18 protein-coding genes are annotated in these 16,628 nt (G+C 71.2%); 9 read left to right on the top strand and 9 right to left on the bottom strand.

Translation table 11 applies throughout. From position 1 onward, the window contains the following. Positions 1-126 precede the first annotated feature (126 nt). The gene (locus tag R0146_RS03515; RefSeq protein ID WP_317691477.1) at positions 127-1,023 is read left to right on the top strand and encodes a universal stress protein; all 897 of its coding nucleotides are present in this window, start codon (positions 127-129) and stop codon (positions 1,021-1,023) included. An 86-nt stretch (positions 1,024-1,109) separates the two neighbouring features. Here the strand turns inward: R0146_RS03515 and R0146_RS03510 are convergent, their stop codons facing one another. Next, positions 1,110-2,180, bottom strand: coding sequence for a fatty acid desaturase family protein (locus R0146_RS03510; protein ID WP_317691476.1), 1,071 nt, complete (start codon positions 2,178-2,180; stop codon positions 1,110-1,112). A 124-nt stretch (positions 2,181-2,304) separates the two neighbouring features. Here R0146_RS03510 and R0146_RS03505 point away from each other — a divergent pair, with 124 nt between their 5' ends. After that, positions 2,305-3,561: a sensor histidine kinase gene (locus tag R0146_RS03505; protein ID WP_317691475.1), complete on the top strand. Its 1,257-nt coding sequence runs from the start codon at positions 2,305-2,307 to the stop codon at positions 3,559-3,561. Then, positions 3,513-4,151 (top strand): response regulator, encoded by a 639-nt coding sequence (locus tag R0146_RS03500; protein ID WP_317691474.1) that lies wholly within the window; start codon positions 3,513-3,515, stop codon positions 4,149-4,151. The genes R0146_RS03505 and R0146_RS03500 overlap by 49 nt, the downstream gene beginning before the upstream one ends. A 38-nt stretch (positions 4,152-4,189) precedes the next feature. Here R0146_RS03500 and R0146_RS03495 read toward each other — a convergent pair whose 3' ends face one another. Further along, entirely contained in the window at positions 4,190-4,714 is a 525-nt protein-coding gene (locus tag R0146_RS03495; RefSeq protein ID WP_317691473.1) for a COG4315 family predicted lipoprotein, read from the bottom strand. A gap of 168 nt (positions 4,715-4,882) precedes the next feature. Next, entirely contained in the window at positions 4,883-5,194 is a 312-nt protein-coding gene (locus R0146_RS03490; RefSeq protein ID WP_317691472.1) for an AbrB/MazE/SpoVT family DNA-binding domain-containing protein, read from the bottom strand. A gap of 77 nt (positions 5,195-5,271) precedes the next feature. Between R0146_RS03490 and R0146_RS03485 the strand changes: the two genes are divergently transcribed. From R0146_RS03485 to R0146_RS03470, 4 genes are all read left to right on the top strand, one after another. Further along, entirely contained in the window at positions 5,272-6,390 is a 1,119-nt protein-coding gene (locus R0146_RS03485) for an alpha/beta hydrolase (protein WP_317691471.1), read from the top strand. A 36-nt stretch (positions 6,391-6,426) separates the two neighbouring features. Next, positions 6,427-6,888, top strand: a complete 462-nt coding sequence (locus R0146_RS03480) for a winged helix-turn-helix transcriptional regulator (protein ID WP_317691470.1) — start codon at positions 6,427-6,429, stop codon at positions 6,886-6,888. Between the two features lie 166 nt (positions 6,889-7,054). Next, entirely contained in the window at positions 7,055-7,759 is a 705-nt protein-coding gene (locus tag R0146_RS03475; RefSeq protein ID WP_317691469.1) for a DUF2284 domain-containing protein, read from the top strand. A 176-nt stretch (positions 7,760-7,935) separates the two neighbouring features. Continuing rightward, positions 7,936-8,556, top strand: coding sequence for a CGNR zinc finger domain-containing protein (locus R0146_RS03470; RefSeq protein WP_317691468.1), 621 nt, complete (start codon positions 7,936-7,938; stop codon positions 8,554-8,556). 154 nt (positions 8,557-8,710) lie between these two features. Here R0146_RS03470 and R0146_RS03465 read toward each other — a convergent pair whose 3' ends face one another. Genes R0146_RS03465 through dhaK form a run of 3 tightly spaced genes read right to left on the bottom strand, consistent with a single transcriptional unit; the run spans position 8,711 to position 11,151 of the window. Further along, entirely contained in the window at positions 8,711-9,478 is a 768-nt protein-coding gene (locus R0146_RS03465) for a PTS sugar transporter subunit IIA domain-containing protein (RefSeq protein ID WP_317691467.1), read from the bottom strand. A gap of 15 nt (positions 9,479-9,493) precedes the next feature. Beyond that, on the bottom strand, positions 9,494-10,141 hold the full coding sequence (gene dhaL, locus R0146_RS03460) for a dihydroxyacetone kinase subunit DhaL (protein ID WP_317692326.1): 648 nt from the start codon (positions 10,139-10,141) through the stop codon (positions 9,494-9,496). A 5-nt stretch (positions 10,142-10,146) separates the two neighbouring features. Then, entirely contained in the window at positions 10,147-11,151 is a 1,005-nt protein-coding gene (gene dhaK, locus R0146_RS03455; RefSeq protein ID WP_317691466.1) for a dihydroxyacetone kinase subunit DhaK, read from the bottom strand. Positions 11,152-11,326: 175 nt separating this feature from the next. Here dhaK and R0146_RS03450 point away from each other — a divergent pair, with 175 nt between their 5' ends. Then, positions 11,327-12,073, top strand: a complete 747-nt coding sequence (locus tag R0146_RS03450; protein WP_317691465.1) for a GNAT family N-acetyltransferase — start codon at positions 11,327-11,329, stop codon at positions 12,071-12,073. A 129-nt stretch (positions 12,074-12,202) separates the two neighbouring features. On the opposite strand, the gene trxA is transcribed toward R0146_RS03450, so the two are convergent. After that, positions 12,203-12,616, bottom strand: a complete 414-nt coding sequence (gene trxA, locus R0146_RS03445; RefSeq protein WP_317691464.1) for a thioredoxin — start codon at positions 12,614-12,616, stop codon at positions 12,203-12,205. Positions 12,617-12,756: 140 nt separating this feature from the next. Between trxA and manA the strand changes: the two genes are divergently transcribed. Further along, positions 12,757-13,935 (top strand): mannose-6-phosphate isomerase, class I, encoded by a 1,179-nt coding sequence (manA, locus tag R0146_RS03440; RefSeq protein WP_317691463.1) that lies wholly within the window; start codon positions 12,757-12,759, stop codon positions 13,933-13,935. A 51-nt stretch (positions 13,936-13,986) separates the two neighbouring features. Here the strand turns inward: manA and solA are convergent, their stop codons facing one another. Both solA and R0146_RS03430 read right to left on the bottom strand, forming a co-directional pair. Further along, positions 13,987-15,153, bottom strand: coding sequence for an N-methyl-L-tryptophan oxidase (solA, locus tag R0146_RS03435; protein WP_317691462.1), 1,167 nt, complete (start codon positions 15,151-15,153; stop codon positions 13,987-13,989). 235 nt (positions 15,154-15,388) lie between these two features. Next, entirely contained in the window at positions 15,389-16,618 is a 1,230-nt protein-coding gene (locus tag R0146_RS03430) for an ornithine cyclodeaminase family protein (RefSeq protein WP_317691461.1), read from the bottom strand. Positions 16,619-16,628: the final 10 nt, after the last annotated feature.

Below are 16,628 nucleotides of genomic sequence, written 5' to 3'. Positions count from 1 at the left end.
ATAGTCGATTGATTTGTCCCGCGGGACGGGACGGCGCACCTCCGGGGTGACTCCGCCGACTCCGGCATGCCGGAGTCCGGGCGGCGCTACCGTGGTCGGCAGGAACCGTGCGACGAGGAGGTCGACATGAGCGACATCGTGGTCTGCTGCACCGATGGATCGATGATCTCGCGGGACGCGATCGCGGCGGGACTGTCCCTGCTCGACCGGGGGCGGTGGTCGGTCCAGATCGTGACGGTGGTGTCGGACGTGGTTCTCGATCCCGGGATGCCGGGGCCGATGCCCGCCACGTCGTTCGCCGCCGGCGTCGTCGCCGCGGACCCGGTCGCCGCCCGCAGGCGGGCCCTCGACGCCGGCCGGGAGATCGCGGTGCAGACCGCCGAGAGACTCGGCCTCGACCCCGCATCGGCCCACGTGCTGTTGGGCTCACCCGGTCCGGCCGTGGTCGACCATCTGGCGGCCGTCGGGGCGAGCCTCGTCGTCGCCGGCACCCGTGGGCTCGGGGGTGCCGCTCGGGTCGTGCTCGGGTCGGTCTCCGCCCATCTGCTGCGTCACGCACCGTGCCCGGTCCTGGTGGGTGGCGAGGAGGTGCCGGTGGCGCCGGCCGGTCCGGTGGTGGTCTGTGTGGACGGCTCGGAGCGTGCGGTGCGGGCCGGTGCCACGGTGGTGCCGCTGCTGGCCCGCGACCTGCCCGTCGCGGTGGCCACGGTGACGGCCCCGCGGAGGATCGCCGCCGAGGGGGCCTTCGAGGAGATGGCCGAACGTCGCCGCGCGGAGGAGGCGGAGGAGATCCTGGTGTCCGCGGCCACCGCCCTCGGGGTGCCGGACACCGAACTCCTGGCGCTGACCGGTGACACCGCTGTCGACGCCCTGGTGGCGCTGGCGCGGCGACAGCCGGTCCGGGTGCTGGTGATCGGCTCGCGCGGGCACGGGGGTTTCGTACGGGCCGTCCTCGGGTCGACGGCCGACCGGGTGGTACGCGAGGCGCCGTGTCTGGTCTGCGTGGTGCCGTCGCCGTCATGACGGCGACGGACTGATGGCGGCCCCGCGGCGACCGTGCGCTGCGGGGCCGCCGAAGACGACCCACGACCGTCTCAGATCCGACCGTCTCAGACGAGCCGCTCGGCCGGCTGCCCGTTGCCGACGGCGTGCAGGTAGCGCAGGATCTGGGCGTACGAGTCGATCATCCCGACCTTGACGTACGGCAGGCCGATCTCGTGGCAGTACTCCTCGACGATCGGCTGGGCGTCCTTCAGATGCGACCGCGGCATCGACGGGAACAGGTGGTGTTCGATCTGGTAGTTCAGCCCGCCCATGAAGAAGTCCACCAGCGGCGAACCGATGATGTTGCGGGAGGTCGGGACCTGCTTCTGGAGGTGGTCGAGCTTCTCGTCGTCGTTGACGTCGAGCATCTCCATGCCCTTGTGGTTCGGGGCGAAGACCGAGGCCAGCATGAAGCCCCAGATGCCCTGCTGGATCGCCAGGAAGGCGAGGGCCTGCAGCGGGGAGAAGAGCCACAGCAGCAGTCCGACGTAGAGCACGTAGTGCAGGGTCAGCAGCAGTGCCTCGACCCACCGGGTGCCGCGCGGACGACGCTGCAGCCACCTGATGCCCTCGAGCTGGAGCAGCCACCCCTGGAAGGTGAGCAGGGGGAAGAACAGGCCGGCCTGATGACGCGCCATCCACAGGCCGAGACCGGTCTTCTTCGCCTGCTGGCGTTCCGACCAGGTGATGACGCCCTCGGCGACGTCGGGGTCGAGACCCTCGTGGTTCGGGTTGGCGTGGTGGCGGTCGTGCTTGTCGTTCCAGTAGCCGAAGCTGACGCCGAGCACGACATTGGCCGCGAACAGTCCGACCCGATGGCTCAGGGAGCGCGGACCGGGCAGTTGTTTGTGGCCGGCGTCATGCGCGATGAAGCTGACCTGTCCCCAGACCACGGCCAGGAGCGGGGCCAGCAGCAGGGCCCACCAGCTGCCCGCGAGCAGGACCATGCCTGCCACGATGGCCGCGGTGGCCAGCACGAGGGCGATGCCGGTGACCACGTAGAAGCGGGTGGCACCGCCCATCAGGCCACGGGCCTTGATCCGCTTGATCAGCGGGCGGAAGGAGCTCTGCCCGGTCCGCCGCTCCCCGTTCGGGGTCTCCTCGGCCGATGCCGCCGCTTCCAGATATGTCGTCATGCTTCGAGTCTCCGTGTCCGAGCCGCGGCGGACACTGGGGGCAGGACCCGGATTCATAGGGGTGCTGGCACCCCTATGTCCCTGCGTACGACACGGGACGGGGACGTGACGGGACAATGGCAGGGTGAAACGGCGACTGCAATTGACCCTGGTGGCACTGATCGCCGCAGTGCTGTCGGTGGTCTGTCTGGTCCCGGCAGCGGTGACCCTGGTCAGCCTGCCGCTCACCGTGCTGTGGGTGGGCATCCCGCTGCTGATCGGCGCCACCTGGGTCGGGCGCCGGCTCCTCGACGCGCACCGGTACGGAGCCGGCTATGTGCTCGGCAGGCAGGTGGCGCGGCCGTACCGCCCGGCGGGGCAGCATCGCGGCTTCTTCGTGGTCGTCCGCGAGGTGGTGACCGACGAGGCCACCTGGCGCGACCTGCTGTGGATCGGGGTGAACGCCACCGCCGGACTGGCCCTGGTGCTGCTTCCGCCGGTCTTCCTCATCGGCGCCGCGGCGGCCGTCCTGTCGCCCCTGATGGCGCTGACCCCGTCGGGTGCGGCGGTGGGATCCTGGTGGGTTCTCGGGGGGTCCGGTTGGCTCGTCGCGGTCGGGCTCGTCGCCGCGTGGTGGTACGCCACCCCACCGCTGGTCAGGACCTGGGCCGCGATCGCGGCCGGTCTGCTCGGCCCGTCGCGCACCTCGGTGCTGAGCAGCCGGGTCGCCCAGCTGACCAGCAGCCGGGCCGACAGCGTGGACTCCGCCGCCCAGGAGATCCGCCGGATCGAACGCGACCTGCACGACGGGGTCCAGGTGCGCCTGGTGAGCCTGGGGCTGACCATCGGGCTGGCCGAGGAACTGGTCGATGCGCGGCCGGAGCGCGCCCGCCAGTTGCTCGCCGAGGCCCAGGGGTCGGTGACGGCGACCCTGCAGGATCTGCGGCGCCTCGTCCACGGGATCCATCCCCCGGTGCTGGCCGACCGCGGGCTGGTCGGCGCGGTCCGGGCCCTCGCCCTCGACCTGCCGCTGGAGATCGACGTCCGTGCCGCCGGTTTCGGTGCCGACGAAGCCGTACGCCTGCCCGCCCCGGTGGAGGCCTGTGCGTACTTCGTCATCTCCGAGGCGCTGGCCAACGTCGTGAAGCACTCCGGGGCCTCACGGGGGGACATCCTGCTCGAGTTGGCGCCCGGCACCCTGCGGGCGATCGTCCGGGACGAGGGGCGGGGCGGTGCCCATCCCGACGGTGGCGGCGGGCTCAGTGGCATGCGCCGCCGGCTGGCCGCCTTCGATGGGACACTGACGGTGAGCAGCCCACCGGGTGGGCCGACCCTCGTGACCATGGAGATGCCGTGCGAGCCCTTGTCGCCGAAGACCATGCCCTCCTCCGGGCCGGCCTGATCCAGCTGCTCGAGGCCCACGATATCGAGGTCGTGGAAGCCGTGGCGGACGAGCCCTCGCTGGTCCGCGCCCTCCAGCGCCCCGACATCGACGTGGCGATCCTGGACGTCCGTCTCCCGCCGACCGGCACCGACGAGGGACTGCGGGCGGCCGTTCAGGCCCGGCGCCGGCGCCCGGGGCTGCCCGTCCTGGTGCTGAGCCAGTACGTCGAGCAGCTGTACGCCCGTGAGCTGCTCGCCTCCGAGGAGGGGGCCATCGGCTATCTGCTCAAGGATCGGGTGGCGAACGTCGCGCAATTCATCACGTCGGTGCGACAGGTCGCCGCCGGTGGCACGGTGATGGACCCGGAAGTGGTCAGCCAGCTGCTCCGCCGCCGCGGTGCGCCGCTCGCCGCGCTGACCCCGCGCGAGCGCGAAGTGCTCGAGCACATGGCCCAGGGCCGTTCGAACGCGGCGATCGGGGACGCCATGTCGATCACCGAGAAGGCCGTCGGCAAGCACATCGCGAACATCTTCGCGAAACTCGACCTGGTCTCCTCCGATGACGACAACCGCCGTGTGCTGGCGGTGCTGGCGTATCTGCAGCGCTGAGGCCCGTCGCGCCGGGGAGTTCCTGCGGAGGGCCGCTGTCAGGGCTGCTTGATCATGGAACCGTCGGGTGCGACGACGTACCAGACGCCCTGCACCCCCTGTCCGGTGACGTCACCGGGGGCGGTGTCCGAGGCCCAGTAGTAGAGCGGCAGCCCGTTGAGGGTGACCTGCTTGGCGCCCTGCGGGGTGGTGATGGTGCCCACCGTCCCGGTGACGCCCTGGAGGGTCGGGGTGTCCTGGGTGGTGAGCACGGGCGGCCAGGCCGCGAGGCAGCCACCGGTGCAGTTGCTCCTGCCGGAGTCCCGCACGTCGTTGGTGAACTGGTAGACGGTCATGCCCGTGTCGCTGACCACGATCGTGCCGAGGCTGGACTGTCCGGTCCTCAGACCGGACACCGTCGCGGCGGCGGAGGTCGTGGCGCTCGGGGACGGGCTCGTGGGCGCGGTGGTCCCGTACCCACCCGTCCCGTACCCGCCCGAGCCGCCACCGCTCGTGCCGCAACCGGCCAGGGCCAGCAGCACGGCGGACAACGCCGCCGCTGCACCGAAGAGTTTCGCCTTCATGAGGTCCTCCTCCAGGACGGAATCCGCCTTTCTCCACGCTAGGTCGATGTGACCCATCTCACAAGAGAGGTGGGGGTGGAGGTGGGCTTCTCCTCAGCGACGTCCGGAGGACCGAGCCCAGCAAGCTGCGGACGATCCTGCGTCAGCCGGTGACCGCAATTACCGGGCCTACGGCTGGTCCCCGTGCAGGTTGGGGTCGCCACGAAGGGCGTCCAGGAGTGTGGTCGACGCGCTGAGCGCATCCATCAGCGCGTCGACGCCCATCAGTGCGAGGCCTTCGGCGCTCCCGAGGACGATCAGTTTGTCGCCGGCGGTGATCCCGTGGTCGCGGCGGGCCCGGGCGGGGATGACGATCTGGCCACGCTCACCCACGGTGACCGCGCCATAGAATTTCCGTCCCTCGGGTCCGTCCACCGCAGGCCTGTCCGTCCCCGGGCCGGGGGCCTGCGTACGATCATCAGCTGTCTCCTCGTCGTGCATGATTTGCATGATATACATGTCCCATGAGTGATTCCGGTCGCCGGACGACACGAGGTCAGGGGAGAAGGAGGACCCGGGTGCTCCTCACGGTTCTGGCCGCCGGCGCCGCCGTCGTCCTCGTGGGCGGCGGTGCCGTGGGGTGGTACGCGTGGAACAACACGACGTACGCCGCACGGGAAGCCGCGCGGGTCCGGAAGGCCGGATATGTCGAGGCGAGCCACGTCCTGCCGAGCGGCACCCGGCTGACCTTCGTCGAGGGACCCGACAACGGACCCGCCGTGCTGTTGCTGCACGCCCAGGGCTCGGCCTGGCAGAGCTACGACCCGGTGCTGCCCGGTCTCGCCGACCACTTCCACGTGTACGCGCTCGACGTCCCCGGACACGGAACGTCCGATCGGACGCCGGGGCGATACGACGTGGCCGCACTGGGCCGGGATGTCGTCGACTTCATCGCCGAGGTCATCGGCGAACCGGTGATCCTCTCGGGCCATTCCTCGGGAGGTCTGGTCGCGGCCCGGGTGGCCGCCGAGGCACCCGACCGGGTGGCCGCCGTGCTCTTCGAGGATCCGCCGTTCTTCTCCACCGATCCCGATCGGGCGCCCACGACGTTCAACTACATCGACCTCGCCACCCCGGCGCATGAGTTCCTCCACCAGGACGCCGAGCCGGATTTCACCAGCTACTACATCGCTCACAATGCGTGGATCGGCTACTTCGGGGGCGGCCGGGACGGCATTGTCTCGTACGCCCAGCGCTATCGTCGCGACCATCCCGACGAGCCCCTGACGCTGTGGTTCCTGCCCCCGAGGACGAACGAGTCGTACGCCCACCTGCACGAGTTCGATCCGGCGTTCGCCGACGCCTTCTTCACCTTCGGCTGGCAGCAGGGCTTTGACCAGGCCGCAACACTCGAACGCATCCACCAGCCGACGATCCTGGTCCACGCGAACTGGCGGATCACCGATGCCGGCATCCTCGAGGGCGCGATGACCGACGATGACGCCGCCCGGGCCTGCGGACTCCTCACCGACTGCAGGATCGTCCGCGTCGACACCGGGCACGGATTCCACGTCGAGGACCCGGGCCGCTTCGTGGAGCTGATGGGCGAGCTGGTGCGCCAGGGCACTGTCGCATTCCCGTCGAGGCCGGAGCAGCGCGGTCGAGTCACCTCCAACTTCGGTTTCCGAACACAGTAGGTTCGTGTCCGCCGCGTGGCGGTTAGGATCGCGGGCATGGATCCGATGGGATTGCCGGTCAACAGCCGGTGTTCGATCGCCCGCAGCCTGGGGGTTCTGGGGCAGAAGTGGGCGCTGCTGATCCTGCGCGAGGCGCTGCGCGGGCGGACGCGGTTCGCGGACTTCCACCGGATCGGCGTGCCTACGGAGGCGTTGAGCACACGGCTGGGAGAGCTGGTGGACGCCGGATTGCTGGAGCGCCGCCCGTACCGACTGGACGGGGAGCGGACCCGCGACGAGTACGTGCTCACCGACGCTGGGCGGGACGTGGTGCTGGTGATGGGGGCATTGAGCGCGTGGAGTGACGCTCATCAGCCGCTCGAGGGTGGCCCGTACGTGGCGTACCGGCGTGCCTCGGATGGGGTGCGGGTGCGGGTGCGGTTCGTCGACGACGCCGGGGTGGCGGTCGATCCGTCCGAGGTGGTGCTCAGCCGGCCGGCGGAGAGGGCGTCGGAGTAGGTGCTGGTTCGTCGAGGACGGGCGGCGTACCCACACGACTGCCCCTCTCGATTCGAATTTCGAAGCTAGGATGGTCTGCAGTGACTGACCCGCAGGTGCTGCCCGAACCGGCATCGGCGTCCCGGCGCCCAGGAGCCCTGGTCAGGGTGGAGGAAAGGGTGGTGTCGTGCTCCACTATGTTGTCAGTGAGACGTACCGGCAGGTCGCGGTCGAGGAATATCTGCGGGACTTCGTCGACGTTCCCCGCTTCCACGCCTTCTGCCGCGAGTGCCCCGCCTACGGCCGGAACTGGTCGTGCCCACCATTCGACTTCGACCCGGTCGGGGTCTGGGCGCGCTTCCGGTGGCTGCACCTGGTGGCTTTCAGGATGGAGTTCACCGCCGACCAGCCGCGCACCGACCTGGACCACGATCGGTTGGTCAGTGACGTGATGGCCATGTTCCGTCGTGAGAAGCGGCGCGCGCATCGCAGCATGATGGCCCTGCACCGGGCACTGCCGGGGTCGATTCCGCTCGGCGCCGGTGAATGCGGCCTGTGCCCGACGTGCACCCGCCGCGACGGATCGCCCTGCCGGATCCCCGACCAACTCGTCCACTCCCTCGAATCGATGGGTGGAGACGTGGACGCGACAATGCGAGTGCTGTTCGACCAGCCCACCCTGTGGAGCGACGGCACCAGCCTCCCCGACCACTACCTGCTGGTCGTCGGCCTCCTGTGCAACCAGGACGAGCTGCCCGCCACCAGCCCACGGAAGCCCGCAGAAGGGGTGGCAGGCGTCCCGGTCCTCGTCACCGCCGCTGGCGATGAGCGGCACCCACGGCCCGGCGGCCTCGGCCTTGTCGGCCGTTCCAGCGCGGATCGCGCCGGTTGATCACGCAGCCAGCCACAAGAATCCCCACGGCGTCAGGGTTCGCCACGAAGGTGATGGTCTCCACCGTTGTGGGCACGGTTCCGTCTTCCTTCGATTGTGAAACCTGCTATAGACTCATGGCTCTTTCGCCGAGCCTGGGTGGACGTCGGGAAGATGGGGGATTGATCATGGGGTGGATGGCGACGGAACGTCTTCAGCTTTCAGCGGCGCCGGGGCCGCTGGCGTTCGTGCAGGATCTGCTCAACACTGCGCCGATCGGCACGAGGTCCGACCTGCTTGAGGCCACCGCCAGTGCCGAGGGATGGTTGCGAGACGCGCTTGAGGAGTGGGCGGAACAAAGGGCCGTTGACGCGCCCACCGTCGAGCTTTCGGATTCTGGTGTTCATCGTCTGCGTGACCTGCGTGACGATCTTCGCGGCGTCCTGTATGCGCGTGACACGTCCGATGCCCCGGGGCCCGTGGACGTCACTGCCAGGTGGAGCGAGCCTGCCGTTGTCGACGTGGATGGCGGCGGGGTGGCCTCGCTGCTGCCGGTCGGCCGTGACTGGCACGTGGTCGCCTCTCTGGTGGCCATCGAGATCCTCGAGGCGCAGCGATCGGGTGCATGGCCCCGGCTCAAGGTGTGCCGCAACACGACCTGCGCGGCGTCGTTCTTCGACCGCTCGCGCAACAACAGCGGTGTATGGCACTCGACACGCACCTGCGGCAATGTCGCGAACCTCCGCGCCCATCGAAGCCGCAGGCGCGCCGCCGGCACCGCGCAGGAGCCTGACAGGGCTCCTGCGGCGAACGCTTGACTTCCTGACCGGTACGGGAGGACGCGTCGCGGCGGCGACCCACAGCGGCCGCCGCGACACGCACGGCCTCGAGCCGCCTCGGCTGCACGAGTTGTCTGGGGAGAGCGGCGTCGTACGGTCCGGTCTCGTCAGGACGACCCGAAAGTGCCCCGCCCTAGGGTGCGAGGTCCCCGAAGCCCGTCGCGGCCAGCCGGGCGATCGCTCCGATCGCGTCGCCGGCCCGGGGGCCGGTGGCCGTCACCCGGAGGCGGTCACCGTTCGCCGCGTCGAGCAGCAGCAGGTCGGTGAGGCTGGCGGCGTCGACCGGCCCGCTGCCTCGGGCGGGATCGGCGATGCTCACCTCGGCGTCGTACTCCTGCACCAGCCCGGCCAGTCGCGCCGCCGGGCGCAGATGCCACCCGGCCGGGCTGGTCAGCGCCACCTCGAGGGTTGCGATGGTCGGAGCGGTCGGCGCAGTCCCGGCGGTGGGGAGCGGGGACCCCGTCGACCCGGGCGGTGCGCCGGCCGGTCCGGTGTCGCCGATCAACTCCTCCTTGGCGCGAAGTCCGGCTCGTGCCTCGGCGGCCACGGCGCCGAGCGGCGCACCGCCGGAAGCGGTCACCACCGCGGCGATCAGGCCCTCGACCACGGGCGCCGAGCACAGCCCCACCCGCGCGGCGAGGTCCTCGTCGAGGAACTCCACCGCCAGCTGGGCGCTCAGCACCGAGGACCCGATGTCCATCAGCACCAGCACCCCGTCGGGTGAGTCGGCTGTCCCGATCGCCTCGGCGACAGCGGCCGCGTCGGTGCCGTACGCCCCGGTGCCGTCTCGGCCGGTGATGCCCGCAGCGACGGCGATCACCGGTCGCGCCGCGGACGGCACCGTTGTGGTGGCCAGCGCCACCGCCGCCTCGGCGAGGCGGCGGCTGTGCGACACGACCACGATCCCGATCATCGGTCAGCGGGTCGCGGCGCGCAGCAGCAGCGCGGCGCTGGTGGCGCCCGGGTCCTGGTGGCCGGCGCTGCGCTCGCCGAGATAGCTCGCCCGGCCCTTGTGGGCGACCAACGGGATGGTGGCGGCGCATCCGGCCTCGGCGGCGTCCGCTGCCCGGGCCAGTGCGGTGCTGAGACCCGCGCCCTCGGCGAGCGCCGTGTCGTACGCGTCGAGGGCCGGCAGCAGGGCGTCGAGCATCGTCTTGTCGCCCGCCTCCGCCTTGCCCCGTTGGCGTACGCCCTCGACGGCGGCGTGCAGGGCCCGGCCCAGTTCCTCGGCATCGGCCTCCGCCAGGCCGGCGAGCGGCCGGGCGAACCGGATCCAGAACGTCCCGTACAGCGGGCCGCTGGCGCCACCGACCGAACTCACCAGGGCCATCCCGGTCTGCTTGGCGAGGGCGTCGAGGGTCTCGAAGGTCCGGTCCGCGAGCAGGGCGGTGACCGATTTCATGCCGCGGGCCATGTTGGTGCCGTGGTCCGCGTCGCCGATGGCGGCATCGAGTTCGGTCAGCTCGTCCTCGTGCCGGGTGATCAGAGTGGCGTACGCCCGCAGCCAGGCCGTCAGCCCGGCGACGGTCAGCGTGCTGTCGGTCGGCGTGGTGCCGGTGTCCATCGTCGTCACCGCCCCCACCGGAGGGCCGGCGTGTCCACCGGGGCGTCCCAGAGCCCGACCAGCTCGTCGTCGGCGCGCAGCAGGGTGACCGAGCAGCCGGCCATGTCGAGGGAGGTGATGTGGTTGCCGACCAGCGGCCGGACGACCCTGATGCCGTGGGCCTGCAGGATGCGCTGCACCTCGCCGTACATCAGGTAGAGCTCGAGCAGCGGGGTGGCGCCCATGCCGTTGACCAGCGCCAGCACCTCGTCGCCGCGGGAGAACGGCAGGTCGGCGAGCACCGGGGTGAGGAGCTGCTCGGCGATCTCGGCCGCGGGGGCGAGCGGGACGGTGGCCCGGCCGGGCTCACCGTGGATGCCGACGCCCAGCTCCATCTCGTCCTCGGCGAGGGTGAAGTTCGGCCGGCCGGCACTCGGCGGGGTGCACGGGGCGAGCGCCATGCCCATGCTGCGGGCGTTCTCGTTCACCCGCCGGGCGATCGCGGCGACCTCGGCCAGCGAGCGGCCCTCCTCGGCGGCCGCGCCGGCCAGCTTCTCGGCGAACACGGTGGCGCCGGTGCCGCGCCGCCCGGCGGTCCAGGTGGAGTCCTGCACCGCCACGTCGTCGTCGAGGACGACCGTCGCGATCTCGGTGCCGCCCTCGTCGGCGGCCATCTCCGCGGCCATCTCGAAGTTCATCACGTCGCCGGTGTAGTTCTTCACCAGGTGCAGCACCCCCGCCCCGGCGTCGACCTGCCGGGTCGCGGCCAGCACCTGGTCGGGCACCGGGGAGGTGAAGATCTGCCCGCAACAGGCCGCCGACAGCATGCCGTGGCCGACGTAGCCGGCATGCAGCGGTTCGTGCCCTGACCCGCCGCCGGAGACCAGGCCGACGGTGCCCAGCAGCGGCTTCTCGGCGCGGTAGACCGTCGCCATCGCGTGGTCGACCCGGACCCGACCCGGGTACGCCGCCTCGAACCCGCGGAGCGACTCGGCGACCACATCGTCCGGCGCGTTGATGAGCTTCTTCATGGCATTCATCCAACGCCTCTTCCGCGCCGCTGTCAGGGGTGGGGAAAAGGTGACCGCGGGATGGGGCGGACATGTCCCGGCGGCCGGGTTGGGGGCCCCTTCTCCCGGCAACCGGCTGAGACTGTCAGGCTGGGCTGGCAGAGTGGGAAGAAGTTCTCGGACGGAAGGACCTATCGTGAGCTTCCCTGACAATTCGATGCGGGCAGACGCGGACGGTGACCCGTCCGATATCCGCCCGCTCGCCGCGCTCACCACCGCCGAGATCATCGCCCTCTACGACGACCTGCTGCGCCCCTCGTTCCGTCCCGAGGAGTTGGTCAGCATCGGTGACGTGCTGCGGCTGTACGCGGGCGAGGATCCGGCGCCCTCCGGGGTGCTGGTGCGGGACGGACGTCCGCTCGGGGTGCACCTGTGCGAGGCGTACGTCGACGGCCGGGTGTTGTTGCTGACGCACCTCGCCGTGTCGCCGGACGCGCGCGGCGGCGGCATCGGGTCGCAACTGCTCGACCACGCGGCGCGCCAGCTCGAGGCCACCTGGCCGGGCGCGGTCGTGCTCGCCGAGGTGGACGACCCGCGGGTGTGGCCCGGCACCGAGGCGACCGGCGATCCGGTGGCCCGGCTCCAGTTCTACGGGCGGCACGGTGCCCGACTGGTCCGGCTGTCGTACGTCATGCCGGAACTGCAGCCGGGCGCGGGCCGGGTCGCCGGCATGTTCCTGCTGCGTCTCGACCGCCACGGCAGGCCTGCGCCCGGTCTGCTCTGCAGCTTCCTTGCCGAGTACTACACGACCTGCGAGGGCACCGACGCCCTGGTCGACCCCGCCGTCCGGGCGGTGCTGGAGGCCGCGGCCGACGTGGATCTCGACCGCGACCTGCTGCCGACGACCGACTGGGGGTTGCTCCCGGTGGCCACCTCCCGGTGACTCGGGCGGTCGACCCAGTCACGACGCCGGCATGGTCGTCACTGGGTCACGTGGTCGTCACTGGGTCACGTGGTCGTCACTGGGTCACGTGGTCGTCACTCGGTCACGACGCCGGCGCCTGCGGTGTGGTCATCCGCGGGTGGCCGGCTCGGCGGGCTCGGCCTGACCGGAGCGCTCCGGCTGCTCGGCCTCCGCCGCGATCTGGGCGCGTACGTCGTCCATGTCGAGGCCCTCGACGGCGGCGATCAGCTCGTCGAACGTCTTGGCGGGCAGGGCGCCGGCCTGGCGGAACACCAGGATCCCGTCCCGGAACGCCATCAGCGTCGGGATGGAGGAGATCTGGGCGGCCATCGCCAGGCCCTGCTCGGCCTCGGTGTCCACCTTGCCGAAGCGCATCTGCGGGTGCGCCGCGGAGGCTTTCTCGAACACCGGCGCGAAGGCGCGGCACGGTCCGCACCAGGCGGCCCAGAAGTCCACGAAGGTGATGCCCTCCGCGAGCACCGTCTCCTCGAAGTTGTCAGCTGTCAGTTGCAGGGTCGCCATCGGGTCCCTCCCCGGTCGTCGGTCGGATTCCCCGTCAGCCTAGCAGATACCCCTAGGGGTATTGGCCCCGTGAGGGTGCGGAGAGGCTCCCGTATGCTGGCGAACGGCTGGGCCCGATGGTGGAGGAAAGGTGCCGATCGATGGACATCCTGCGCGGATCCGTGAAGAACTACCTCTGGGGGACGACGGATCGCATCCCGGCGCTGCTGGGGCAGAGCCCGACCGGTGAACCGTGTGCCGAGTACTGGCTGGGGGCCCACCCGGCCGGGCCGGCGACCGTCGACGGCGTGGGCCTGGACGTGGCGATCGCCGCCGATCCCGCGTTGCTGGGGGACCGTACGCGGCGGGTGTTCGGTGATCGGCTGCCGTTCCTGATGAAACTGCTGAGCGCCGACCGGGCGCTCTCGCTGCAGGTGCATCCCACGGCCGAGCAGGCCCGGGACGGGTTCGCCAGGGAGAACGCGGCCGGCGTCCCGCTGACCGACCCGACGCGCACGTACAAGGACGACTGGCCCAAGCCGGAGATCATGTGCGCGGTGGAGCCGTTCGAGGCCCTGTACGGCTTCCGTGCGCCCGAGCGGAGCGCTGCGGTGCTGCGCGCGCTGGGTGGGCCGCTGGCCGCCCGGCTGGCTGACACACTGGAGTCCGGCACGCCCGGCGTGCTGCCCCGGGTGGTGCTGGACCTGCTGGGTGCCGCGGACACCGCCCTGGTGGACGAACTGGTGGCCGGCGCCGCCGCCGGCTGCGGCGGGGACGACCCCGAGTTGGTCCAGGCGCGTGACACCATCGACCTGCTCGGACGCGACTACCCCGGCGACCCGGGCATCGTCGTCGCCCTGCTGATGAACCGCCTGCGGCTGGCGCCGTACGAGGCGCTCTACGTGCCGGCCGGGGTGTTGCACGCCTACCTGTCCGGGACCGGCGTGGAGGTGATGGCCTCCTCCGACAATGTGGTGCGTGGCGGGCTGACGGCCAAGCACATCGACCGGGACGGGTTGGTCGCGCTGGTCGACCCGCGGCCCTGCGCCCCGGTCCTGGTGCCCGCCGAGGACGTCGGGGCAGGCATCCGGCGCTACCGGACACCTGCCCCGCACTTCGCGTTGTGGTGCGTCGATCCCGCCCCGGCGGACCGCGAGCTGCCCGGTGCGGACGGTCCTCGGGTGTTCCTGACCGTGCAGGGTGGGGTAGTGCTCACCTGCGCCGGGGTCGAGCACCACCTCGACAGCGGCCAGGCGGTGTTCATCGCCGCCGGTGAGCGGGTCGTGGTCCGTGGTGAGGGGACCGGATTCCTGACCTCGGTCGCCGACGGGCCGGCCTGAGCCGCCCGAACCCCGCGGCTGTCAGACCGGCCCGCTCCATCCCGCACTCGCTCAGACCGCGGCGCCGGCGCGGGCCAGATGGCCGTCGAGGGTGAACGCCGGGTGCTGCCACGCCGAGGCGCTCTCGGTCACCAGATCGGCCACCACTGCGCCGTACGCCGGGGCGAACTTGAAGCCGTTGCCCGACATGCCGGCCGCGACCACGATCCGGCCGGCACCGATCCGGTCGATCACCGGGATGTGATCGGGGGTCACCGAGTCGTGGTGGATCGACCAGCGGACCGGATCGGGGACCAGATCGGGCATCATCCGCTGCGCCTGCTCCCCGGCCCAGGCCAGCTGTTCGGGCGTGATCCGGGTCGGCAGCTGTGATGGGTGGTCGATCGGGTCCCAGTCGATCTTCGGGCACATCTTGATGCTGTAGCCGTCCAGGCTCGGCGCGCCGAAGGCGTGCACGCCGTCGAGGTCCCGCAGGAACACCGGCAGTCGATCCGGGGTGAACCGCTCGATGTGACGTGGCATGAACCAGGTGAGGGCGTACGCCTCGACGTGCAGCAGTGAGGCCAGTCCCGGCAGCACCCGGGTGGTCCACGACCCGGCGGTGACCACCACCCGGGCCGCCCGGACGGTCCCGGTGCTGGTGGTGACGGTGACCCCGTCGGCGTCCTCGGCCAGGCTGAGCACCTCGGTGTGGTAGCGCACCTCGGCGCCCGCGGCGACGGCCTGCTCGGTGGCCGTCATCACGGCCACCTCGGGACGGAGCCCGCCGCCCAGCTCGTCGAGGATGCCGATGTCGTTCCCGCGGACCGCGAACTGCGGGAACTCGGCCCGCAGCTGGTCGGCGTCGAGAAGGCGGTGCGGCAGGTCGTACTCCTGGATCGAGCGAAGCGTCGAGGCCAGGTCCTCGAGGCCCTCCGGCCCCACGCTCAGCGCGCCGACCGGCAGCAGGATGCTGCGGCCCGACTCCGCCTCGAGCTCCTGCCACAGCCGCCGGGCCTCCAGCAGCGCCGGGATGTAGATCTGCCCCTCCTTGGCCGCCGCCCGGTAGAGCCGCGACTCCCCGCTGAACGAGCCGTGGGTGTGCGCCGGGCCGAACTGTTCGATCCCCAGCACCCGCAGGCCGGGGCGCCGGCTGAGGCGCCACAGCGCCATCGACCCCATCGTCCCCACCCCGATGACCGCCACGTCGACCGTCGTCACCGTGCTGTCGTTGCTCATCGCGTCCTCCGTCCGTGTCTGTCGTGTGATGTCGTCCGGGGCCGTACGTTCCCCGTGGCCGCTGTGGCCGCTGTGGCCCTGCGGGAGGCGTACGTCCGGCGTGGTCCGTACGTTCCGTGTGCTCCGTACGTTCCGTGTGCTCCGTACGCTCCGGATGGTCCGTACGCTCCGGATGGTCCGTACGCTCCGGATGGTCCGTACGCTCCGGATGGTCCGTACGTGCGACCGGCGTCCGTCATGCCAGCTCCGGGGTGTCCCACAGGGTCAGTGGGGTGCCGATGCCCAACTTCAGCGCCCGGCGGTAGACGGTGGTGCCCCAGGCGACGTCCTCGACCGGCATGCCGCCGACCGACATCAGGACGATCTCCTCGTCGTTGCGGCGGCCGGGCAGCTCGCCGGTGACGATCCGGCCGAGGTCCTCCATCTGGTCGCGGGCCATCCGGCCGTCCTCGATCATGTCGGTGAACTTGCAGCCGATGATCGGGATGGAGTGGTGGGTGGGGCCGACCGTCTCGTCGGCCCAGGCCTCGTACAGGCCGGACGCGTCGACGACCTTGCGGACGTCGGCGGCCTCCATGGCCTCGTCGATCTCGCACAGCGACGGCATCACCAGGAAGGCTCCCGGCTTGACCCATTCCCGCTTGACCAGCGGGTAGCTGCTGGGGTCGCCCTCCTCGCCGGAGGTGCAGTAGGTGACGATGTCGGCGCCGCGGACCACGTCGGCCAGGTCGTCGACCACCGTGACCGTGGTGATCTGCGGCAGCTCGGTGCCGATCCAGTCGACGAACGCGGCCAGGCTCGCGGCGCCACGGCCCTTCACCTTGACGGTGTGGATGCCGGGGCAGGCGACGAGGAAGGCCTGCAGGGCCGTCCGGGCCATCACGCCGGGGCCGGCGATGCCGACGACCTCGGCGTCGGGGCGGGCCAGGTGACGGGCGCCGACCCCGGGCACCGCGCCGGTGCGGTAGGCGGACAGCAGGTTGGCCGACATGAAGGCCAGCGGGGCGCCGGTGTCGGTGTCGTTGAGGGTGAACATCAGGATGGAGCGGGGCAGGCCCTTGGCCCGGTTGTCCTTGTTGGAGCCGTACCACTTCACCCCGGTGGTGCCGAACGAGCCGCCCAGATACGCGGGCATCGCCATGAACCGGCGGTCGGCGGTGTTGGTCGGCATGGTCGGGAACGGCGACTCGTCGGGGAAGGTGACCATCGCGCCGTGCGAGTCGTTGTTGGCCCCGGCCATCCGGTAGTCGCCGGTGGCGAGCAGGGCGAACATCTCCTCCATGGTGTCGACGCAGGCGGCCATGTCGGTGACCCCGGCGGCGATCATGTCCTGCTCGGAGAGGTAGCGGAAGTCGATGGCGGTCGCGGGGGCGGCAACGTCCCGGGCGGTCGCCGGGGCCAGAGTGGAGCTGCTGGAGGTGGCGGGGGTCGGGGCGGCGGTGCTGGGGATCACGGTCGTGGTCATCGGTGCTCCT

Source organism: Raineyella sp. LH-20 (assembly GCF_033110965.1).
In the GTDB taxonomy this organism is placed as follows: Bacteria; Actinomycetota; Actinomycetes; order Propionibacteriales; family Propionibacteriaceae; genus Raineyella.
Note: the sequence above shows the minus strand (reverse complement) of the source record. Positions and strands in the feature narration are given on the sequence as shown.